Source organism: Candidatus Polarisedimenticolia bacterium (assembly GCA_036004685.1).
Lineage (GTDB): Bacteria > Acidobacteriota > Polarisedimenticolia > Gp22-AA2 > AA152 > DASYRE01.
The window spans coordinates 52,630-75,142 of sequence record DASYRE010000050.1 but is presented as its reverse complement, the minus strand read 5'-3'; the positions used below and the strand labels follow the sequence as shown (position 1 = coordinate 75,142).

General features: G+C 66.9%; 17 protein-coding genes and 1 pseudogene. 14 read left to right on the top strand and 4 right to left on the bottom strand.

Features of this window, described 5'->3' with window-relative positions:
* Window positions 1-306 precede the first annotated feature (306 nt).
* Window positions 307-1,533 carry a GAF domain-containing SpoIIE family protein phosphatase gene (locus VGR67_13690; GenBank protein HEV8337463.1) on the top strand — a complete coding sequence of 409 codons (1,227 nt, stop codon included), beginning with the start codon at window positions 307-309 and terminating at the stop codon, window positions 1,531-1,533.
* A gap of 186 nt (window positions 1,534-1,719) precedes the next feature.
* Here the strand turns inward: VGR67_13690 and VGR67_13685 are convergent, their stop codons facing one another.
* On the bottom strand, window positions 1,720-2,556 hold the full coding sequence (locus VGR67_13685) for an MBL fold metallo-hydrolase (GenBank protein ID HEV8337462.1): 837 nt from the start codon (window positions 2,554-2,556) through the stop codon (window positions 1,720-1,722).
* Between the two features lie 246 nt (window positions 2,557-2,802).
* Here VGR67_13685 and VGR67_13680 point away from each other — a divergent pair, with 246 nt between their 5' ends.
* The 10 genes and pseudogenes from VGR67_13680 to VGR67_13635 all read left to right on the top strand — a co-directional run bounded on the left by VGR67_13680 (window position 2,803) and on the right by VGR67_13635 (window position 16,921).
* Complete coding sequence (locus tag VGR67_13680) at window positions 2,803-4,950, top strand: hypothetical protein (GenBank protein HEV8337461.1); 2,148 nt, start codon at window positions 2,803-2,805, stop codon at window positions 4,948-4,950.
* 144 nt (window positions 4,951-5,094) lie between these two features.
* Window positions 5,095-8,430 (top strand): FecR domain-containing protein, encoded by a 3,336-nt coding sequence (locus tag VGR67_13675; GenBank protein ID HEV8337460.1) that lies wholly within the window; start codon window positions 5,095-5,097, stop codon window positions 8,428-8,430.
* Window position 8,431: 1 nt separating this feature from the next.
* A complete protein-coding gene (locus VGR67_13670) occupies window positions 8,432-10,447 on the top strand; it encodes an adenylate/guanylate cyclase domain-containing protein (GenBank protein HEV8337459.1) in 2,016 nt (671 codons plus the stop codon).
* Between the two features lie 84 nt (window positions 10,448-10,531).
* Window positions 10,532-10,810 (top strand): hypothetical protein, encoded by a 279-nt coding sequence (locus VGR67_13665; protein HEV8337458.1) that lies wholly within the window; start codon window positions 10,532-10,534, stop codon window positions 10,808-10,810.
* 508 nt (window positions 10,811-11,318) lie between these two features.
* Window positions 11,319-14,003, top strand: coding sequence for a serine/threonine-protein kinase (locus VGR67_13660; protein HEV8337457.1), 2,685 nt, complete (start codon window positions 11,319-11,321; stop codon window positions 14,001-14,003).
* 12 nt (window positions 14,004-14,015) lie between these two features.
* Window positions 14,016-14,771, top strand: coding sequence for a metallophosphoesterase family protein (locus tag VGR67_13655; protein ID HEV8337456.1), 756 nt, complete (start codon window positions 14,016-14,018; stop codon window positions 14,769-14,771).
* Window positions 14,772-14,820: 49 nt separating this feature from the next.
* Window positions 14,821-15,225, top strand: a complete 405-nt coding sequence (locus tag VGR67_13650; GenBank protein ID HEV8337455.1) for a DUF1697 domain-containing protein — start codon at window positions 14,821-14,823, stop codon at window positions 15,223-15,225.
* Between the two features lie 190 nt (window positions 15,226-15,415).
* A complete protein-coding gene (locus tag VGR67_13645) occupies window positions 15,416-16,345 on the top strand; it encodes a formylglycine-generating enzyme family protein (protein ID HEV8337454.1) in 930 nt (309 codons plus the stop codon).
* Window positions 16,346-16,410: 65 nt separating this feature from the next.
* Window positions 16,411-16,706 (top strand): annotated as a pseudogene (locus VGR67_13640) (BrnT family toxin).
* The gene (locus tag VGR67_13635) at window positions 16,703-16,921 is read left to right on the top strand and encodes a BrnA antitoxin family protein (GenBank protein ID HEV8337453.1); all 219 of its coding nucleotides are present in this window, start codon (window positions 16,703-16,705) and stop codon (window positions 16,919-16,921) included. Before VGR67_13640 ends, VGR67_13635 begins: the two are co-directional and overlap by 4 nt.
* 40 nt (window positions 16,922-16,961) lie before the next feature.
* On the opposite strand, the gene VGR67_13630 is transcribed toward VGR67_13635, so the two are convergent.
* Together VGR67_13630 and VGR67_13625 are read right to left on the bottom strand one after the other, a co-directional pair.
* Complete coding sequence (locus VGR67_13630) at window positions 16,962-18,764, bottom strand: UbiD family decarboxylase (protein ID HEV8337452.1); 1,803 nt, start codon at window positions 18,762-18,764, stop codon at window positions 16,962-16,964.
* Between the two features lie 89 nt (window positions 18,765-18,853).
* Window positions 18,854-19,393 (bottom strand): superoxide dismutase family protein, encoded by a 540-nt coding sequence (locus tag VGR67_13625; GenBank protein ID HEV8337451.1) that lies wholly within the window; start codon window positions 19,391-19,393, stop codon window positions 18,854-18,856.
* Window positions 19,394-19,559: 166 nt separating this feature from the next.
* Here VGR67_13625 and VGR67_13620 point away from each other — a divergent pair, with 166 nt between their 5' ends.
* The 3 genes from VGR67_13620 to VGR67_13610 are packed head-to-tail and all read left to right on the top strand — an operon-like array spanning window position 19,560 to window position 21,669.
* On the top strand, window positions 19,560-20,402 hold the full coding sequence (locus tag VGR67_13620; GenBank protein ID HEV8337450.1) for an alpha/beta hydrolase: 843 nt from the start codon (window positions 19,560-19,562) through the stop codon (window positions 20,400-20,402).
* Entirely contained in the window at window positions 20,399-21,316 is a 918-nt protein-coding gene (locus VGR67_13615) for an RluA family pseudouridine synthase (GenBank protein ID HEV8337449.1), read from the top strand. Before VGR67_13620 ends, VGR67_13615 begins: the two co-directional genes overlap by 4 nt.
* Window positions 21,313-21,669, top strand: a complete 357-nt coding sequence (locus VGR67_13610; GenBank protein HEV8337448.1) for a DUF983 domain-containing protein — start codon at window positions 21,313-21,315, stop codon at window positions 21,667-21,669. The genes VGR67_13615 and VGR67_13610 overlap by 4 nt, the downstream gene beginning before the upstream one ends.
* Window positions 21,670-21,677: 8 nt before the next feature.
* Here VGR67_13610 and VGR67_13605 read toward each other — a convergent pair whose 3' ends face one another.
* The gene (locus VGR67_13605) at window positions 21,678-22,421 is read right to left on the bottom strand and encodes a DUF1326 domain-containing protein (GenBank protein HEV8337447.1); all 744 of its coding nucleotides are present in this window, start codon (window positions 22,419-22,421) and stop codon (window positions 21,678-21,680) included.
* Window positions 22,422-22,513: the final 92 nt, after the last annotated feature.

The window sequence follows — 22,513 nt, the reverse complement described above, 5'->3', positions numbered from 1 at the left end:
CAAGCGGTCCTATCGGTTCGCGCCCCCATCATACGACAACGCCGGTGCGTTAGGCACCGCTTGCATTCTCTGCTAATCTCTAGGAAACCAAGGAGGAGGAGGGACATGGGGGGGGGCCGGAAGAAGCAAGCACCCAGGGCGCCGGCCCGGAAGAAGACTCCCAGCGCGCCAGCCCGGGCGTCCCGAGCGCCGGCTCGGAAGAAGGCTCTCGCTCCGCCAACCCGAAGGCAGGCACCCAAGAAGCTGGCGCGGAAGAAGAAGGCTCCCGGAGCGCCAGCCCGCCGGCAGCCCCCCAGCGCCCATCCGATGGAGCGGATCCTCGAGGTCACCCGCCGGCTCGCGACCCCGATCGATCTCACCGCCCTGCTCACGGAAGTCATCGACGCCGCCCGGACCGTCCTCCGCGCCGACCGCGGCAGTGTCTTCCTATACGACCCCCGGACCCGCGAGCTCTACACCACCGTCGCCACCGGCGTGGGGTCGCTGCGCTTCCCGGCGAACCGCGGGATCGTCGGGGAGTGCGCCGAGACGCGCCGCCTGATCAACGTCCCGGACTGCTACGCCGATTCGCGCTTCAACCGTGAATCCGATCTCAAGACCGGCTACCGCACCCGCTGCCTGCTGACCGTTCCGCTGATCGGCTACAACGATTCGCTCGTCGGCGTCATGCAGGTGCTGAACAAGGACACCGGGGTGTTCACCGAGGAGGACCAGGGGATCGCGACGGCCCTCGCCGCGCAGTGCGCCGTGGCGATCCAGCGGACCCAGATGCTCGCCGATCTCGTGGAGAAGGAGAAGATGGAGCGGGAGCTCGCGGTCGCGCGGGACATTCAAATCAGGGTCCTGCCGCGAGCCGTGCCGCGACTCGCCGGCTACGACCTGGCCGGCTGGAGCCGCCCGGCCAATCAGACCGGCGGCGACATCTTCGACATCATCGGCATGGACGGAAACCGGCTCATGCTCCTGCTCGGGGACGCCACCGGGCACGGCCTCGGCCCCGCGCTTTCGGTCACGCAGGTGCGGGCGATGCTGCGGATGGCCGTCCGGCTCGGCGCCGATCTGGACGACGCCTTTCGCCACATCAACGACCAGCTGGTCGAGGACCTTCCCGACAACCGGTTCGTCACGGCCTTCCTGGGGTTGCTGGACACCGAGCGCCACCGGGTGATCTATCACGCGGGAGGTCAGGGGCCGCTCCTCCACTTCCACGCCGCCACGGAGCAGTGCGACTGGCTCGGAGCGTCCACGATTCCTTTGGGCTTCGTCGCGGGGATGGCGCTGCCCTCTCCGCGCATGCACCAGCTCGACCCCGGCGACATCCTGGCCCTGATCACCGACGGCATCTTCGAGCACGAAAACGCCCTGTCGGAGCCGTTCGGGCAGGCCCGGGTCGGGGAGCTGGTCCGGCGCCATCAGCAGGAGCCGATGTCGCGCCTTCTGGAGCTCATCGTCCGGGAGGTGGAGCGCTTCGGCGGTCTGAGCCCTCAGATCGACGACATGACGATGCTGCTCGTCCGCCGCCTTCCCTCCTAACTATCCGCTAACTAATAGAATAGTATCGCGTTTCAGAAATCACGTTAGCATCGAGACCTTCGAGGCGCCCCGGATGGCAAGGCGCGCCGAGCGCGGCGTACCCGAAGCCGGTACGTAAGCGAGGTGCAACGAAGCCAGCCGGGATGGATCGACGGTCGAATGCAACGGGATTTCTGGGACGCGACACTAAAAAGGCAGTTCCATACCTTCCCGCGCCGCCAGGGTGGACGGAAGCTCCTTGCGGGCCACTCTCAGGATCTCCTTCAAGTCCCGGTCGGAGTGATCGGGGTGGTGGTGGAAGAGCACCAGGGTCTTGACGCGGGCGGCGCGGGCGGTCTGGACCGCGGCGTACCAGGTGCTGTGCCCCCATCCCCGCCTCAGGCTCTCGTATTCCCCCGGAATGTAGGTGGCGTCGTAGATCAGGTAATCGGCGCGATCGGCGAACCGGATCAGCGCCTGATCGGTCTTGGCGTCGCCGTGCTCGTGGTCGGTGGCGAAGACGATCCGCCGGCCGGCGTGCTCCAGCCGGTAGGAGAGCGAGCCGTTGGGATGACGCAAGGGGAGAGAACTGATGCGAACATCTTTGAACGTCCACGGAGAGCTTTCGTCCGTCTTGTACCGGAGCCGGGCAGGGACCCCCGCGAGCTTGACCGGGAAGTAGGGCGGGGCTATCAGAGTCTCCAGAATCTTCTGGGGCGACTTCCGGCCGGAACGGAAGCCATGGAACGTGATGATGCTGTGGGGATCGTAAAGCGGCGGAAAATAAGGGAGCCCTTCGACGTGGTCGAAGTGATAGTGGCTCAGGAAGATATGATACCGGCGGGAGGTGCGGTTGCGCAGCCCCACCAGCTGGCTCCCGAGCAGCCGGAGGCCGCTGCCGCAATCGAGAATCAGGTAGTCCCGGTCCCCCAGGGCGGCGGAGAGACAGATGGTGTTGCCGCCGAATTCGAGCTTGTCCGCTGCCGGGCTGGGGACGGTTCCCCGCACTCCCCAGAACCGGAGACGATAAACGGGCCGCTTCACAAGGGTCCCCCTCCCCCGCTCGTCTTCCCGGGCTTCGGCGTGAAAGATTGAAAAAGCTTGCCCCAGTGGGGCGGATCCGTCGTTATAATAACCGGTCAGCAAGATCAATCGAGGAAGCATTCTAACAAAATCGCGACAGGGCGACGGCGAGGGCCGATTTCAGCGGGGGATTTTATGCGTCGACGACATGTCCTACGTACTTGTACGTACCTTCTCATCCTCGCAGCAATGGTGACTCTGGGAGGATTGATCGTCCGGGCCGCTACGAAGGCGGTCGACCTGGATGGAAACGGGACGGCCGAGAGCAGCGTCACCTTGAACGTGCTGTCGACCTACCCCGCGAAGATCGAGAACGTCCTCACGAACAAGTCGATCGGAAATGCCTTTACTTTCAAATGGGCCAATGCGGGCCCGGGATCCTGGAACGGCACGCTGGCGGCCGGGACCTCCACGGGCGTGGGCACGAAGTGGACCTGGCAGACTTCCTCGGCGATCTACTCCTACACCGGCCAAAACTGCACCAATGACATCTGCTTCACGGCCACGGCCGGACTTCCCGTGGGAACTTCGCGCGGACCGTTCGTTGTTCCGGGGCGCTCGCTCAGCACCTCCGGCGTGACGCTCTCCAACACGTCGCTCACCTCCAGCCTGGTCACCTTCTTCAGCCCGCCGAAAACCCTGGTCACCGCCACGACCAGCTCGCAGCAGGGCGGATCGGGCCAGGTCAACTACAACACGACGCTGACCAACTACACCGCCGGCGCCGTGACCGCCCATCTGGACGCCGGACCTCCCGGGTGCTGTCCGTTTCCGAACCAGCTCAACTGCAGCGGCACCTGCGTCGACTACCTGACCGACGAGAGCAACTGCGGGGGCTGCGGGATCCATTGCGACACGCTGCACGGCCAGTTCTGCGACAACGGTGCCTGCGTGGCGTCCTGTCCCATCGGCCAGACCCTGTGCGGCGCCGATTGCGTCGATCTCACCTCCGATCCGCTGAACTGCGGTTCCTGCGGGCACGCGTGCGGAACGAACCAGATCTGCGCCAACTCCGCCTGCTTCACCTGTATCTCGCCTTTGCAGACGGCCTGCAACAACGAATGCGTCAACGTCCACACCGACGCCGAGAACTGCGGCGGCTGCGGCGTGAACTGCAACACCCTCTGCCCGTCCACGGGACAGGGCGCCTGCAGCCAGGGGAACTCCTGCTTCTGCATCTCCGGAGCCGGCACCAACTCCTCCAACCTTTTGGCCGCTCCGGAGGTACTCGTCACGCTGCCTCCCCCCGCGCCCGTCTGCGAGACGCAGGCGGCCACCCAGACGGTTCCCTCGGGCCAGAGCACCTCGTTGAACTGCAACTCGGCGAGCTATCTGGCGAAAGAGGTGCTGAGCTTCATCCACGTCTGCCTGGACGGCAGCACGCCGAACCCCACGACCGACCTCTGCCTCGACGGCAGCTCCGCCTTCGTCGGACCGTTCCTGCAGCTGGTGCCCGATACCAGCCGCCCGGCCAACGGCACGATCGCCATGTCGCTCAGCCCGATCGCGGTGAGCATCCAGGACACCAGCGGCGACGGATTATGGCAGCCCGGCGAGTCGGTCAAGGTCAACGTGTCGGTAGCCAATACCGGGTACGCGACCCTCTTCGGCGGCTGCGCCAAGATCTCCAGCCCCGCCCAGGATCTCACGCCCAACGACGGAATCAACAACCCGACGACGGTGTCGATCTCGACCGACACCGCCTGCTATCCCGACATTCCGGGGACACCCGCCACCACCGGCAACTGCTCCACGCCTCCGGCGGTGACGCCCAAGCTGGGGAACAGCTCGTTCGTCCTGTCGACGGACGCCAACTACCTGGGCGACACCTCGCGCATCTTCCTGCTGCACTTCACCGGCTCGGCCAACGGCAACCCCGTCTCCGAGGACGTGCCGCTGACGCTCGGCATCGGCAGCAAGTGCGATCCGACCAACATCCAGAACGGCTTTGACGGCTTCGTGGGGCTGTATGCCCCCATGGCCGTCGCCTTTCCCGAGGACGATCCGCGCTCGCTGCCCATGCCCCCGAAGCCCTTCGCGCTGGGCAAGACGCGGCCCTTGAAGCTCACCTTCAGTTGCGGCGGCCTCAACCTCGACGCGACCAACGCGCTTCCGCCGAAGATCGTCGAGCTCTTCGACCTGACCACGAACCAGCCGGTGGACCTGACGAAAATCAACATCAACGACTCTCCGAACCAGTTCGATCCTGAGTTCCGTTACCAGAGCAGCCTGGGAGGATGGATCTACCAGATGCGCACCAAGGATCTGTCGGCCCACAAGTACCGTATGAAGTTCGTGATCGCCGGGACGAGGATCTTCAAGACCGGCTTCGAGCTGTTCAAGGACATCAAGTAGGCTCGCGCGACGAGACCGTGGAGCCCTCCGCCCCGGGAAACGGCGGGGGGCTCCATCGTATATAGGGGGGAAACCATGAATGCGCCGCTGGGCGACCGAGTTGCGCAACGACCGCGAACCGGATCTTCGCGCGCCGGATTTGCCGTGCGACGCCTCATCCGGGCGTCCGCGGCCGTTCTCCTGACGGCATCGATCCTGATCCCGACGACGGCGCGGGGAGCCGCCGACTCGGCTCCGAGCCGGGCGAAGATCGAGGCCGTGCAGAACCAGGTCGAGACGCGTCAAGGCGCGGGCGGGGCCTGGTCCCCCTCCGCGGTCGGACAGAGCCTCTTCGATCGCGATCGGGTGCGCACCGGAGCCGCCAGCCGCGCCGCGATCCTCTACTCCGATCAGACCCTCCACCGGATCGGCGAGAAGAGCGAGGTCGAGATCGTCCCGGCCGACGCCGGAAAGCCCTCCTTGCTCCAGATCCTCTCCGGCAAGCACTACTTCTCCAGCCGCACCCCGAAGGACTACGGGCGCATCGAGACCCCGACCGTCACGGCGGCCATCCGCGGGACGGAATTCGCCATCGAGGTCGCCGAGGACTCCACCACCACCATCACCATGGTGGAAGGAGTGGTCCTGGCATCGAATGAAGCAGGGAGCCTCGAGGTCCGCAAAGGGGAGCAGGCCTACGTCGAGCGCGGCAAGGCGCCGGTCAAGCGAATCCTGGTGAAGCCGCGCGACGCGGTGGCTTGGGCGCTCTACTATCCGCCGGTGCTCGGCGGCAGCGACGCCGACGCCGGGAAGCCCCTGGCGAAAGCGGCCCACATGCTCTCGGAAGGACAGGTCGAGGAAGCGCGCGCCGCCGTCGGCAAGGCGCGCAAGGAGCACCCCTCCGATCCGGTGGCGCTGGCTCTCGCCTCGGTCGTCGAGCTTTCGATGGATCACAAGGAAGAGGCGGCGCGCCTGGCGGACGAGGCGATGAAAGCCGACCCTAAGTCTCCCGCCGCGGCGCTGGCGGGCTCGTATGCCGCGCAAGCCTCGTTCCGCATCGAGCGCGCCAGAGAGCTCGCCGAAAAAGCGGCCCAGCTCGATCCCAAAAGCTCCGTGGCGCTGGCCCGCGCCGCCGAGCTGCGCATGGCGGAAGGAGACATCCAGGGAGCGAAGAAGGCCGCCGAGGAGGCGGTGCGCCGCACGCCCGGCGACGCCCGCGCGCTCACCGTCCTGGGATTCGTCGAGCTGGCCGACTTCCACACTGACGAGGCCGAGAAGAGCTTCGACAAGGCGGTGGCGGCCGACGGCAACTTCTCGCTGGCCCATCTGGGCCGCGGCATCACCCGCATAAGGCGGGGACACGTGCAGGCCGGCCGCGAGGAGCTGCAGACGGCGGCGCTGCTCGACCCGGCCGATTCCCTGCTGCGCTCGTACCTGGGGAAGGCCTATTACGAGGAGCGGCGCACCACCGAAGCCGGCAAGGAGCTCGCCGCCGCCAAGGATCTGGATCCCTCCGATCCGACGCCCTATCTCTACGATGCCATCCGCAAGCAGAACGACAACCGCCCCGTGGAGGCGCTCGGGGACCTGCAGGAATCGATCGACCGCAACGATCGCCGCGGCGTGTACCGCTCGCGCCTGCTCCTGGACGAGGACCGCGCCGTGCGCGGAACCGACCTGGCGCGCATCTACAACGACCTCGGCTTCGAGCAGCTCGGGCTGGTCACGGCGCGGCGCAGCGCCGACCAGGACCAGGCCAACTTCTCCTCCCACTATTTCCTGTCGGGGAACTACCGCAACGTCCCCTTCTTCGCCCCCGCGTTCCTGAGCGAAGTCCTGCAGGCGCGCATCTACCAGCCGGTCTCCGCCAACGCGGCGCGGCCCGACGCGATCAACGAGAGCGTCTCGTTCAACGAGTACACGGCGCTGTTCGACCGGCCCCGCCCGCGCGCCTTCGCCGGGGTGGAAGCCCGCCGCACCGACACCGATCTCTCGGAGCTGTCCCCGAGCGACCCCTCCTTCATCGATCCGATCACGCTGGACGAGAGCGGCTCGTTCTCGGGCGACGCCACCGGCACGCTCAATGGCGATCGCTACGCCGCCGCGCTGAGCTACCGCAAGGATCGCGACGAAGGCTTCCGGGTGAACTCGGATGCCAAGAACGCCGTCTACCGCGGCTTCTTCGAGTACTCCCCCGGCTACCGCGACAGCTTCCAGGTGAATCTCCTGCGCGGCCGGCGCGAGTCGGGCGATCTGCCGCTGCGCCAGATTCCGGCGCTGGAGTTCCCCGAGCGCTTCGAAACCGAAGAGAGCAACATCGGGCTGGGCTGGCACCACCTCCTCACGCCCGCCAACGACCTGGCCGTCTCGGCGATCTACAACAAGACGGAGCAGAGCGGCGGCTTTATCGGCTCCGGAATCACCAACACGGGTACCTTGAAAGGGCCGCAGCTCGAGGTCCAGGACGTCTGGCGGACCTCGCGCATCGCCTGGATCTTCGGCGCGGGCGGGTTCGACGGCGACGTGGAGCTTTCGTCGCCCTTCGGCAGCGACAGCGGCGACGACAAGTTCTGGAACGGCTACGCCTACGCCAAGCTCCGCGGCATGGGGCCGTTCGAAGTGACCGCCGGAGCGTCCGTGGAGCGCGTCGAGTCGCCTGCCGGCCTGATCCCGCCGCGCGATTCGAACATCCTGCCCGCCGACGTCCCGTTCACCGAGACCCGCGTCAGCCCGAAGCTGGGCGTCTCCTGGTACGCGCGCTCGAAGACGACGCTGCGGGCCGCCGGCTTCTACCGCCTCAGCCCGAACCTCGGCCGCCTGCAGACGCTGGAGCCGACCCAGGTCGCCGGCTTCAACCAGTTCTTCGAGGAGCCCGGCGGCACCCGCTCCCGCTCCTGGGGGGCCGGCGTCGATCAGGAATTCGCCAAGTGGCTCTTCGGCGGCGCTTCGCTGCTCTTCCGCCGGCTCGACATCCCCGAGGCCTACTGCACCACCGAGGATCCGTTCAGCGGCTGCGCCTTCCAGCTCCCGACCGTCATCGTCCATCGCGACAGCCGGGAGACTCTCTCCAGCGCCTACCTGAACGCGACCCTGGGCAAGCGCTTCGCCGCCGGGGTGGACTACGCGCTGCGCACCGAGGATTTCGATTCCACGCGCATCAGCCCCGTCGGTCTGTTCCAGGACTACATCCGGACTTCGAAGCTGCGGCCCCAGGCGCGCTTCTTCCTGCCCAACGGCTTCTTCGCGGGCGGCGACGCGACCCTCTACCGCCAGCAGGTCGATCAGTTCGACGATCTCACCTCCGACAGCCGCAACTCGGTGAACGCGCGCTTCTGGATCGGCAACGTGCACGTCGGCTACCGCTTCCCGCGCCGCTTCGGCTCGGCGATCCTGGAGGCCCAGAACGTCAGCGACCGGGAATTCGACTTCTACGACCGGGCGATCCAGGACACGGTGATCCCGGCCCGCACCGTCTCCCTGCGGGTGAACTTCACCTACTGAGATGGCGCGCCGGAGCCGGCAGGATCGCTCGCGGGCGCTGCAGGCCGGGCTGCTGATCGCGCTGATCCCCGGCCTGGCCGGGATCCTGCTGCTGCACTGGCCGCCCGCGGAGAGCCTCGAGACCTACGGGCTCGACTTCCTCTTCCAGTGGCGCGGCGTGCAGGCGCCCCCGGACGGCGTCTGCGTCGTCGTCCTCGACGACGAGTCCTACGAAGCCCTCGACGTCGATCCCGCTCTCCCCTGGCCGCGCCGCCTGCACGCCGAGCTGATCCGGACCCTTACCCGGGAAGGTGCGCGGACCATCGCCTTCGACATCCTGTTCGACAAGCCGCGCGACGCCGCCGAAGACGAAGCCTTCCGCCAGGCCTTGAGCGCCTCGGGAAAGGCCGTCCTCGGCGAAACCGTGGAGCTCACCGAGGATCCGCGCTTCCGCCGGGCCCAGCTCGTCGAGCCCTACTCTCCCTTCGCCTCCGCCGCCGCGGCCGTCGGAGACGTCGGGCTGCCCACCGATCGGGACGGCGTGATCCGCCGCGCCTGGCTGGTGCATGAGGACCGTCCCAGCCTGGCGCTGGCGGCCTACGAAGTCGCGACGTCCGACCGCCGCTTCCACGAGGCGGCCGACCGGCTCATCGACTACTACGGTCCGGCGCGCAGCGTGCGCACCGTCTCCTTCTACCAGGCGCTGGAGCCGGAGCGCCATCTTCCCGCCGGCTTCTTCAAAGGCAAGATCGTGTTCGTCGGGATCGCCCGCTCCTCGGCGGCCGGACCGGCGGCCAAGGACGCGTTCCTTACTCCTTTCCGCGGCGCCTCCGGAGAGAGCACCTTCGGCGTGGAGATCCACGCCACCCTGGCGGCGAATCTCCTCGAAGGGAAGCGCATCGGTCTCCTCCCGGGAGCGGCCGAGGCCGCCCTCCTGCTGCTCCTTCCCCTGCTCGCCATCGCGGCCTTCATGGCCCTGCGCCCCCTGCTCGGCGGCGCCGCGTTCCTGCTCCTGCTGGTCCTGCCGCCCGTGGCCGGGTTGCTCGCCTTCACCCGCGGCCACGTTTGGATCCCGATCGTTATCCCGACGCTCGTCCAGCTCCCGGCCGCCTACGTCCTGAGCCTCGTCTGGTACTACCTGACGACGGCGCGCGAGCGCGAGCGCATCCGGCGTGCCTTCTCCTTTTATCTTTCTCCCGACATGATCCAGCAGATCGCGGCCAATCCCGGGACGCTCAACCTGGGAGGCGAGGAGATCGTCGCCACCGCCTTGTTCACCGACATCAAAGGGTTCACCCCCATCGCCGAGAAGCTCACCGCCCCGGAGACCGCGGCGCTGCTCAACGATTACTTCTCCGGCGTCACGGGCCACATCTTCGAGGAGGGGGGAACGCTCATCAAGTACATCGGCGACGCCGTCTTCGCCATCTGGAACGCGCCGCTGCGGCGCGAAGACCACGCGGCCGCGGCCTGCCGCGCCGCCCTGGCGCTGGCGAGGAGTCAGGACGACGGCGGCCCGGACGAGGCGCCGGCCGCCGGCAAGCTGATCACGCGGATCGGCGTCCACACCGGGCCGATGCTGGTGGGAAACCTCGGCTCGGCCCAGCGCTTCGACTACACCGCCATCGGCGACGCGGTGAACCTGGCTTCCCGGCTGGAGGGGCTGAACAAGGCGCTGGGGACGCGCGCCCTGGTGAGCGGCGAGACCCTGGACCTGGCCGGCGGAGGCTTCCTGGTCCGGCGGCTGGGGCGGGCCCAGGTGGTCGGCCGGAGCGAGGCGGTGGAGGTCTGCGAGCTGCTCGCGGAGGCCGGAGAGGCCGCGAGGATTCCCGCGGACGCGCTCGACAGGTTCCATTGGGCGCTCGCGGCCTTCGTGGCGCGGCGCTTCGAGGAAGCCGCCGAGGGATTCCAGAGCGTGCGCGAGCTGTGCGGAGGAGCGGACGGCCCTTCCGAATTCTATCTCCGCGCCATCCAGCGCCTGGCGGCGGAGCCCCCCCCGCCAGGGTGGGACGGGGTGATGGTCATCGAGTCGAAATAGGAAACTCAGTTGAACTAGACAGCCAAGTCGGAGTAAGAGATCGGCCCGTGAAGGCTGGTCACGGAGTCGACGCAGGAGGCTCGCATGTCAAGACGGTGGTGGGGAATCCTGATCCTTCTGGCCGGAAGCGAAATCCTCGGTGTGCTGTCCGGGCACTGGTACTTCCGCATCTTCAACCGCACCGTCCCTCCCGCGATGGTCACCGATTTCAGCCGCGCCGCCGCCCACGGCTACTTCCTCTACCGCGGCGCCCTCCTCGGCTTCGTCTTCTTCCTCTGGTCCCTCACCGCCGCCACCGTCTTCCCCCTGTTTCGCCCGCGCCTCCGGACATCGGACGCGCCGAGAAGAAAGGACCGTGCCTAGTCGACTCGCCTAGCACGCATGACGTCCCAATCCAGATGCGCTCTCAAATTTCCTTTCTTCCACAACGGGCATACACAATCCCAACGATCCCAACCGTTCCCGACAAGCCGTCCTTTACGCAACTCGGACCGTTTGGGTCGCGGTCCCGCATAGTTCTAGCCGAGACCTCTCCTGGGTGTGGCTTGTTTCCAGGCTCTGGCCCATGGCTTATCAATCCTTTGTGCCAAAACAACCTTCCGGCTGTGATGTAGTTGCGACGCCCTGTGCGGGAAATGTGAGGAAGTGCGCCGGCGCTTGAACGGACTCGCCCGGTACATCGGTGTGCCCTACGACACGGCAAATTTGCGAGCGTGATGACGAAGGCAGTCGAGGACAAGGTGCTTGACCGTATCGTCGGGCTCCTCGTCCCGTTGCGGTCGAGGCTCGCCGGGGATTAGACTCTCGGCGAATCTTGCGTCCGTGTCTGGCGCCGGTTCTGCGTTGAGCCGATCCGAAGAGAAGGGCGGAGATGCCGACCTGCCTCGCATGTTCCAGCCAGGTGCCCGCCGATAGTCGGTTCTGCCCACGCTGCGGCAACGCGCTGACTCCCACTTCGGAGATTCCCACCAATCTGGTTCCTTCCGGCAGATCGGGGAGCTCCGGCTCGCTGGACGAGGGACGATTCACGGCCGGCACCATCCTGGCCGGCCGTTATCGCATCATCGGGCTGCTCGGCCGGGGAGGCATGGGGGAAGTCTATCGGGCCGACGATCTGATGCTCAGTCAGGCCGTGGCTTTGAAGTTCCTTCCGGAGGCTCTGGCGAAGGACCCCGCGAGGCTGGTGCGTTTCCTGGCCGAGGTGCGCATCGCCCGGACCATCTCGCACCCCAACGTGTGCCGGGTCTACGACATCGGCGAGGTCGACGGCCGGCGCTTTCTGTCCATGGAATTCGTGGATGGAGAGGACCTCTCCTCGCTGCTGCGACGGATCGGGCGCTTCGCTCCCGACAAGGCGACGGAGATCGCCCGGCAGATCTGCGCCGGTCTGGCCGCGGCCCACGACAAGGGCGTGGTCCACCGCGACCTGAAGCCCGCCAACGTCATGATCGATGGACAGGGGAAGGTTCGCATCACCGATTTCGGCCTGGCGGGTCTGGCCGCGGACATGAAGGAAGGGGACGTGCGGGTGGGGACGCCCGCCTACATGGCTCCGGAGCAGCTAGCCGGGAAGGAGGTCACCCTCCGCAGCGATCTCTACGCGCTGGGGCTCATCCTCTATCAAATGTATACGGGAAAGGCGCCTTTCAAGCGCGGCAGCAGCCTGACGGAATTGATCCGCGACCGCCAGGAGCAATCGCTCGTCAGTCCCGGCACGCTGGTGTCCGATCTCGATCCCGCGATCGAGCGGGCCATTCTGCGGTGCCTGGAGAAGGATCCGCGCCAGCGCCCTGCTTCCGCCTTGGCAGTGGCGGCTTCCCTGCCGGGAGGCGATCCGCTGGCGGCCGCTCTGGCCGCCGGAGAGACTCCGGCGCCGGAAGTGGTGGCCGCCGCGGGGGAAGAAGGAGGTCTCGCTCCGCGCCTCGCCTGGATGTGCCTCATCGCCACGCTGCTTTCGACGGCCCTGGCCCTCTGGTTGTCCCCTCGGCACAGCCTCCTGGGCATGGTGAGACTGGACAAGTCTCCCGCGGTTCTCCAGGACCGGGCCGAAGAGATTCTGAAGGAGTTGGGGCACACCGCTCCCGCGGCCGACGCGGTAAGAGGATTCGTGGTGGACGAGGATTATCTGAAGTACCTGAAGGAAAAAGACACGTCCGTGACGCGCTGGGACGCGCTGTCCAAGGAACGGCCGGCGCCGCTCTTCTTCTGGTACCGGCAGAGTCCACGGCCCATCCTCGGTTACCCCGGTCTGACGCGGGTGACCATGACGGAGCCTCCTCAGTCGATCTCGGGCATGGCGACCGTCGCGCTGGATCCTCGGGGCCGGCTGCTTCTCCTGGAGGTCGTGCCCCCGCAGGTTGAAGAAGCGGCGGACAAGGCATCGGAGGGCAAGGCACCCGACTGGCCGCGGCTCTTCCGGCAGGCGGGGTTGGACGTGCAGAGCTTCACTCCGGCCGCCTCCACCTGGACGCCTCCCACGTATGCCGACGCGCGCGCCGCCTGGGAGGGGGAGTTCCCCGAGACGCGCACCAAGATCCGGGTCGAGGCGGCGAGCTTTCAGGACCGGCCGGTCTATTTCAGGATTCTCGGACCCTGGACCCGGCCGGAGCGCATGAAGACGTTCCAGCTCGATCGCGGCCAGCGGCTCACGCAGAATATCGGGATTGCCATTCTGTTCGCGCTCGTCGTGGGGGCCCTGGTCATCGCGCGCCGAAACCTCAGGCAGGGGAGGGGCGACCGATCCGGGGCGTTCCGCATCGCGGGAGTCTTCGTAGCGGTGCACCTCTTCGTCTGGGGGCTGTGGGCCCACCACGTGCCGACGCGAGACGAATGGAACATCATCTTCCTCGACACCGGATACACGCTCTGCTGGGCCACGATCCTCTGGGTACTCTACATCGCCTTGGAGCCTCTGGTCCGCCGCCGATGGCCGGAGACGCTGATTTCCTGGACGCGGATCCTCTCCGGGCGCTACCGGGACCCGCGGGTCGGCCGGGACGTTCTCGTGGGGGCGACGTGCGGCACGGCGCTCACGGCGCTGGCGAGCGTGGTGGATCCGGAGCGCTGGCTGGGGTTGGCGTCTTCCGTCCCCAACCGCGCCGGAGTCGAGCTGCTCCACGACCTGCGGTACCCCCTCGGTAGTCTCCTGGACACGCCGATCCACACGATCATCAGCGGCATGATCCTGGTCTTCCTCCTCCTGCTGCTGCGGATTCTCCTGAGAAGGCAGTGGCTGGCGGCGTGCAGTTTCGTGGCGCTCCTGTCGCTTCTGACCGTGGGAGGGTCGGACCACCCGCTCCTGGGGCTGCCGATCAACTTGATCTTCAGCGTGGCCTTCACGTTCCTCATTTTGCGTTTCGGGCTTCTTGCGGTCATCGCCGCCCTCACCTGCTTGAACTTTTTCGACATCGCCACGACCACCGACTTTTCCTCCTGGAGCTCCGGACCGACTCTCATCGTGATGGTTGGTTGGCTCGGCTTGACTCTGTACGGCTTCGCCGTCTCGCTGGGCGGAAGGCAGGTCTTCGGAAGCGGTCTTCTGGAGGACGAGACTTGACGATCGGACACTATGCGCGTCGCTGCTATCTATGATATCCATGGCAACCTCCCTGCTCTCGAGGCGGTGCTGAAGGATATTCGTGAGGCGGAGGTAGACCACGTCGTGGTCGGAGGGGATGTGCTCCCGGGCCCGATGCCTCGCGAGACGCTCCTGCGTTTGCTGGGCCTCACCCTTCCGACGCAGTTCATCTACGGCAATGGCGACCGTGAGGTGCTTGCCCAAATGGCGGACACGGAGACGGACTGGTTCCGTACAGCCCCCCAAGAATGGCGCGAGCCCGTGCGCTGGACGGCGCAGCAGCTGCACGAGGACCATCAGCGGGTGTTGGCTTGCTGGCCGGCAACATGCCGCCTCGACATCGACGGGCTGGGTGAGGTGCTGTTTTGTCACGCGACGCCGCGAAGCGACATGGAGTGCTTTACTCGTTTGACGCCCGAAGACCGTCTCCTACCCATCTTTGAAGAAGTCCACGAGTCCGTAGTCGTCTGCGGTCATACCCACATGCAGTTCGACCGGACGGTTGGAAGGGTTCGCGTGGTGAATGCGGGCAGCGTAGGGATGCCGTTTGGCGAACCAGGTGCATACTGGCTCCTGCTCGGCACCGACGTCCAGCTTCGACATACGCCTTACGATCTGGTCAAAGCGGCCGAACGCATTCGCGATACGACCTATCCACAAGCCGAGAGCTTCGCGGCCCGCGGCGTCCTGCAGCCTCCTACCGAGCGAGAGGCTCTTGAAATGTACTCCCGGACTGAGTTGAAATGACGAGGTAGAGGGAACCGTGCCTCGGTACGTGGCATTCCTGAGGGGCGTGATGCCGACGAACGCCAAGATGCCGGCGCTGAAGCGCTGCTTCGAGCGGGCCGGCTTCGGCGACGTCAAGACGGTGCTGGGGAGTGGCAACGTAGTGTTCAGCGCGCCGGCGGCACCGATGTCCACGCTCGAGCGGAAGGCCGAAGCCGCGATGGCGAAGGAGCTCGGCCGCACGTTCCACACCATCGTGCGCCCGCAGAACGCATTGCGCCGAATGCTCGAGGCCGATCCTTACGCCGCCTTCCGCCTGCCCGCCAACGGCAAGCGCATCATCACCTTTCTGCGAAAACCTCATCGGGCGAAGCTCGCGCTGCCCCTTGGGTCGACGGGGCGCGGATCCTCGCCACGCGCGGCCGCGAGATTTTCACCGTCTACATGCCGAACCCACGCGGCGCCGTATTCATGACCCTCATCGAGAAGACCTTCGGCGACAAGGTGACGACGCGCACGTGGGACACGATCAAGAAATGCGCCGCCGCTTGACCCGAGTCGGCCCGGCCCGTTGTTGCGCGAGCTGGACGCGGAATACGGAACGTCTGCGTCGGCCCGACCCCTGCCATGAGCCCAAACGATTCGAGCGTGAGGGAACTGGAGTCATGAGATGCGGTTTCCTCCTCGTGGCCTTTCTGTGCGTCCTGGTCATCATGCTTCAGGCAGCCTGCCGCAGCGCGCCGGCGGCGTTGGCACCGGGCACGCAGTTCCGGGATTGCGCAGAGGATTGCCCGTGCATGGTCGTCGTTCCTGCCGGTCGCTTCCGGATGGGCTCGCCTACCACGGAGCCTGGACGGTTCGACGACGAAGGGCCGCAGCACACGGTCGGCATCGCCCGGCCCTTTGCAGTCAGTCGCGCACCGATCACGCGAGGGGAGTACGAGCGCTTCGTCCGTGGGTCGCACCATCAAGGCAAGGAAGCCTGTTCGGCCATGAACGACGAGGCTCGCTGGGTCGAGACTCCTGGTTTGAGCTGGAGGAGTCCTGGATTCGAGCAGACCGACACACATCCCGTCGTATGCGTTTCCTGGGAGGACGCGACGGCCTACGCAGGGTGGTTGAGCTCGAAGACGGGTCATCCCTACCGGCTCTTGTCGGAAGCGGAGTTCGAGTATGTCGCGCGGGCCGGCACGAGCACGGCCTTGCCGTGGGGGACATCCGAACGGGACCTCTGCGCGCACGCGAACAGCTTCGACGCCTCCGCACGCCGAGCCCATCCCGATTGGCCCGGCGCCGACTGCAATGACCGGTATGGCAATACCGCCCCGGTGGATGCGTTCCCGTCCAACGCCTTCGGAGTGTACGGCGCCAGCGGCAACGTCTTTCAATGGACCGCGGACTGCTTCGTCGAGGGCGGCTACGCCGGGGCGCCGGCTGATGGGTCGGCGCGCGACGCCGCTGGATGCGCGCTGCGCGTCATCCGGGGCGGCTCCTGGCTCAACGGCTGGCGGGGGCTGCGCGCGGCCATGCGCGATCGGGATCGGCCCCAGGACCGCTACACCAACATCGGGATCCGCGTGGCGCGGGGGTTGTGAGGGGCCTCTCTTATGCGAAAAAAGGGGATCTTGACTGGCAGTTACGATGTATTTACACTGTAAGCATGCTTGACCTGCGATTCGAGTGGGATGCAAAGAAGGACAAGGAGAATAGGCGGAAGCATGGCGTTTCGTTTGGCGAGGCCGAGTCAATCTTCACGGATGAGTACGCACTTTTGCTCGATGACCATGGGCATTCGAACGAGGAGGGTCGTTTCGTTCTTTTGGGGCTCAGTGCCAGATTGCGAATCCTGGTCTAGTTCATGCCTACCGGGAGCACCGTGGGGTAATCCGAATTATTTCCGCTCGGAAGCCTACTCGGAAGGAGCGGGACATTTACAATCAAAGGTGGAGAGAATGAAGAAGGAATATGACTTTTCGAAGGCACGTCGGAATCCTTACGCGAGCCGCCTGAAGCGGCAGGTGACAATTCGTCTCGATGCACACACCATCAAGTATTTCAAGTCAATCTCGGAGGAGTGTGGAATCCCGTACCAGACGCTCATTAACCTCTACCTTCGGGACTGCGCGGCTACAGGCAAGCGTCTCGCCCTGAACTGGAAGTCGGTAGCGTAAGGGCGCACAACCCGCCCTTGAAGCGTCCCCGCCGGCCTCGTCAGTCGAGACTGGCCCGATCCGAATCACCCATCTCCACCCCTCCCGCCGGGAAATATTCCTTCCAGCGCCGGTCGACGAGCGCTGCCGTTTCCGGATCGCAGAACAGCTCTTCCGGATACCAAGGCTTCATGCGGGCGTCGATGGCCACCGGCGGCGTGAACGAGGGGTGGGAGCGGATCAGCCGGATCTCGCGGCCGTGGAGATCGGCGGCCGGCTCGAAGCGGGTGAAGGTCGTCCAGAGGAAGTTGAAGACGCTGCGGACGGCGCGCGCGGCGTGGTCGGCGAAGACGACAAGCGGCCAGTCATCCAGCGCGGCATGGGCCAGGATCGGGGTCACGTCGCCGGCCGCCTCGCCGCGCGGGGTCTGGGCGGGGAAGGGGGGTCCCTGGACGACGAGGCAGCCCGGGCAGAAGACCCGGACGTCGGTGAGGCCGGCGGGCAGCGGGCCCGCGAAGATCTCGGGAAGATCGCGCTTCACGTCTCCCACGCCCAACAACACCCCTTTGCTGCCTTCCTCGATCCGGGGCCCGGCGTAGTCGAGGCTGTCCATGGAGAGATTGCCGAAGACGTAGAGATCGGTCCGGAAATCGGCCCGGCGCAGCACCTCGCCGAGCACGCCGCGGAAGTCCTTCAGATCGCGCGGCTGGTCGAGCACGAGCAGGAACTTGGTCAGGGAGAGCTGCCCCTCCCCCAGGATCCGGAACGCGGCGGCCATCGCCTCCCGGCGGTACCGCTGGCGGACGACGGCGGCCGCCAGCGAATGGTAGCCGGTCTCGCCGTAGGACCAGAGATCCCGCACCGCCGGCATGACGACGGGAAAGAGCGGCGACAGGAGGTCCTGGAGGAAGTCCCCGATGAAGAAATCCTCCTGGCGCGGCTTGCCCACCACCGTCGCCGGATAGAGCGCATGCTCCCGGCGCGCGATCGCGTCGACGTGGAACACGGGGTAGTCGTGGATCAGCGAGTAGTATCCGTAATGATCGCCGAAGGGGCCCTCGGGGCGGCGCTCCCGGGGAAGCACCCGTCCCAGCAGGGCGAACTCGGCGTCGGCGATCAGAGGAAGCGGGGAGAGGGGCGACTCCGCCATCCGCAGCTTCTCCCCCATCACGAGCGATGCCAGGAGCAGCTCCCCGACGTTTTCCGGCAGCGGCGCCACCGCCGACAGGAAGAGCGCCGGCGGCCCGCCCAGCGTGGCCACGACCGGCAGGGCCTGCTCGCGGACTTCCGCCGCGGCGAAATGAAACCCGCCTCCCTTGCCGATCTGCCAGTGCATGCCGGTCGTGTGGTCGTCGTAGACCTGAAGGCGGTAGACGCCCAGGTTGTGCCCCTTCCCGTCCGGGGGCTCGGTGTAGACCTGAGCCATCGAGATGAAGGGCCCGCCGTCCTTCGCCCAGGTGGTGAGGATCGGGAGCCGCGACAGGCGCGCCGGCTTTTCGACGTTGAAGAGGATGGGGCCCCAGGCGCCGCGGCGGACGCCGGTCCGGGCCAGCGCCAGGAAGAGCTCCCGCTCCCCCCAGATCCGTCCCGCGGAGGGAGGGAGGATCGTTTCGGGAAGCCGCGCGGCCCGCTCGAGAAGCTGGCGGGGGCGGCTGCCGAAGGCGAGATCGACCCGGCGGCGGGTGCCGAAGAGGTTGGTCACGAGGGGAAAGCCGGCGCCCTTGACCCGGCGGAAGATCAGCGCCGGGCCCCCGGCCGAGATGACGCGCCGGTGGATTTCGGCCGCCTCCAGGCGCGGATCTACCTCGGCGGAGATCTCCGCCACCGCGTCGACCCGCCGCAGCAGGTCGAGATAGCGGCGCAGATCGGTCAGGCCCGTGGCGTCAGACAGAGATACCCCGCGCCTCCCGCCTCAGGCTCCCCGATCGGGGCCGGGCGGAAGGATCCGGATCCCTATTTGATGACGCCGCAGCCGATGCGCCCGCCGGCGTTGCCGGTGGGCTGCGTCACGAAGTCATCCGTCTTCTCGTGCACGATGATGGCGTGACCGATCACCGAGTTCGCTCCGGTGAGCGACAGGTCGCTGCTGTGAATCATCAGGCTGCCGGTGCCGTCGGCGCCGACGGTCATGTTGCCGAGATCGCCCGCATGATGCTCCGTGGCGTCGGGAGCGCCGTGCTGGTGTCCGCCGGGATTGAAGTGGCCTCCTGCGGAAGAGGCGTCGGGAGCGCTGCAGTCCCCTTTCTCGTGGATGTGGACGGCGTGCTGGCCGGCGGGCGCGCCTTTCACGCTGACGGTGATCATCATCTTGCCGTCGTGCATGGTGAATTCGGCCGTGCCGGAGACGGTGCTTCCGCTCTTGGCCTCGATGGCCGCGGTGGCTTTTCCGGCGGGCGCCGTCTGGGTCCCTTTCTTCCCCTGGGCAAACGTCGAGCAGGCGATCCCGCACAACGCCAGGGCTCCGAGCGAGGCGATCCAACCGAGCTTTCTCATGAGTCATCCTCCAATGAAGATTCAAAGTCCGACCGGGCTGTACGGGCGCCGATAATCTACCGCAAGTGAGGGTGCAAGGAAAGCCGCGGAGCCGCCTTGACGGGGGCCGGGCACGGCGCTAGGCTGCCTCTTCGCGCAACCCTTCGTCGATTTCACGGGAGGACGCATGCAGACTGGGGAAGGCGATCGGATTGGCTCGGGCTCGCCGCGCAAGAGGGCCGCGCGGAGCGCATGCCTGGCCCTGGCGCTCACCGCGCTGCTCGCCGGGTGCTTCCACCCCCGGCCCACAGTCGTTCCAGTTCCCTCGATACGCTATACCTTCCGCCCGCCAAGTCGCAGCCGCACGCTCGTCGTCTTCCTCCCCGGGATGAAATCGCACGGTGGGGACTTCGAGCGGGAGGGCTTCGTGTACACGGCACGCGAGGGCGGGCTCGAAGCCGACCTGGTCGAGGTGGACCTGCACTGGGGCTACTACCAGGATGGGAGCTTCGTCGAGCGGCTGTGGGAGGACGTCGTGCGCCCGGCGCGCGTCTCCGGATACCGCAGGATCTGGCTCGTCGGGATCTCCCTCGGAGGAAGCGGCGCCCTGGGCTTCCTGCGCGAGCATCCGGAAACGCTCGCGGGAGTCGTCCTGCTGAGCCCCTACCTGGGGCCCAAGGAGTTGGCGGAGCCTATTCGCGACGCGGGCGGCCTGCGGCGCTGGAAGCCGGCGGTGACGCAGCCGCCGAAAACGTTCGAGCGCTTCGTCGAGGACAACTGGGGCACGCTGCACCGTCTCACGGCGAGCAAGCAGGCCGGTCCCGTCCTCTATCTCGGCTACAGCAATAGCGAGCCGATGGCCCCCACGCTCCATCTGCTCGCCGAAGCGCTGCCGCCGGCGCGGGTCCTGCGAGTTACGGGCGGGCATCGATGGACGACCTGGAAGAGGCTCTGGCTCGAGATCCTCCAGCGCCAGCCGTTCGAGGAGGCTCGGGGAAAAGCGGGTCCTCGGCGCAAGCCAAGCCGTTGATCGAGGAAAGCGGAAGCAATTCCGGGTTCGTCTATCGCGAGGAGCTGGGAAGCGCCGCGACCGGCCGCTTTCTGGCCGCCTACCTCGGGGAGCGCTACCGGCACTCCTCGACCGAGCTCTGGGAAGCGCGCGCGGCGCGCGGCGAGATCCTGCTCGACGGAGCGCCGGCCGGGCCGCGGGCGATCCTGCGCCCGGGCCAGATCCTGCTCTGGAAGCGCCCCCCATGGCGCGAGCCCGCCGCGCCGTGCGCCTTCGCCGTCCTGTATCGGGACGCGGAGCTGCTCGCCGTGCTGAAGCCTTCGGGGCTGCCGACGCTGCCGGGCGGCGGCTACCTGGAGAACACCCTCCTGCGGCGGGTTCGCCGCCTTCATCCCGAGGCTTCGCCGCTGCATCGTCTGGGGCGGGGCACCACCGGCCTCGTCCTGTTCAGCCGGACGCGGGAGGCCGCGCGGCGCCTGTCGGAGGCGTGGAGGCGGGGCGAGGTCCGCAAGGTCTACCGGGCCGTGGTCGACGGGGAGCCGAAGGAGGATCGGTTCGTCGTGGAGGCGGGGATCGGGCGGGTCCCCTATCCGATCCTTGGATCAGTGCACGCGGCCGAGCGCCGGGGGAAGGCATCGATCAGCCGCGTCACGGTGCTGGAGCGGCGTGAGCGCACGACGCTGGTGGAGGTGGAGATCGTCACCGGAAGGCCGCATCAGGTGCGGATTCACCTGGCGTTCGCGGGCCATCCTCTAGCCGGCGATCCCCTGTACGCCTCCGGCGGCCTGCCGAAGGAGGATCACGCCGCCCTGCCGGGGAACCTCGGCTACCTCCTGCACGCGCGGCTCCTGCGCTTCCGGCACCCCCGGACCGGGGCTTCGGTCGCGATCCGCGCCCACCCTCCTTCCTCGCTGCGCGACGCGAACGGCCGGTGAGCCGCGCCGGAAGCCTGATCGGAGCGTTGCTTCGCCAGCGCTGTCCGGGCTGCCGGCTCGAGCCGATCTTCAGGACGCGGACGGCCATGCCCGCGTCGTGCCCGAGGTGCGGCTATGTTTTCGAGCGGGAGCCGGGCTACTTCGTCGGCGCCATGTACTTCAGCTACGCCCTTGCGGCACCGGCCTGCGCGCTTCTGACCCTGGCGCTGCTCCGGGTCTTCCGGGGCCGCCCCGAGTACTGGGCGTACGGCGGCGCGCTGCTTCTCCTGGCTCTGCTCTCCCCCTGGCTTTTCCGCTTCTCACGCATCCTGTGGATCTATTTTGATCACCTGCTCCAGCGCCGGGGAACCTGAGCCCGCCTTTACTTCTTGGCCGCCGCCTTCTGGGCCAGGCCCGCCACGTACTTCTCGTACATGACGTTGTCCAGCTCGAACGTGCCGTACATGTAGTTGGAGCCCTGGAAGGACCAGTTCTCTCCGGCATCGTTGTACGTCAAAGAGGTCGTTTCCCCCTGCTCGTATTCCTTGTGGAGAGGATCGGCGCCGGGAGGATTGACGATCTTCGCCGAGCCGCCCATCCCACCCTCGATCAGGTGGCCGGAGAACTTGCCGTATTGGCCGAGGCTGATCTTGTGCTCCTTGCCTTCGACGGTGCGGAGGATCGGGACGACCCGAGTCTCCTTCTTGTCGGAGGCGGCCAGCGGCAGAACGGTCGATCCGATGGCTTCAAGCGCCTTGCGCTGCTCCGGGCTGGCCTTTTCGTCGATGTAGAGATAGCTGAAATTCCACTTGCCGAACGAGTCCATCATTCCCTTGCCCTCGGGGCTTTGCACCATGTTGCCGATCGCCAGGCCGTCCAGCGAGGTGCCGCCGTAGCTCCCCTTCTGGATGAACAGGAACTGGCCGCCGCCGCAGGTCATCTTGGTCGGCTTCGATCCGAACCAGCAGGGACAGGCCGCGCTGCAGGAGCAGGCCTCTTCCAGCTGGCCGGTGATCTTCCACGGCTTCTTGTCGGTCCCTTCCGCGGCGGGCGCGGCGACCGCGAGCCACGTCAGCCCCACGGCGCCAAGGATCAGGACGGTGAACAGCGCTGCCTTCCGACTCATGACCGGGCCTCCTGAATAGAGTAGGAAATGGTCTCGCCGCCGATTGTACAACCAGGCCGCCGCTTCCCGTCAAGGCGCGACGCCGCCCGCGC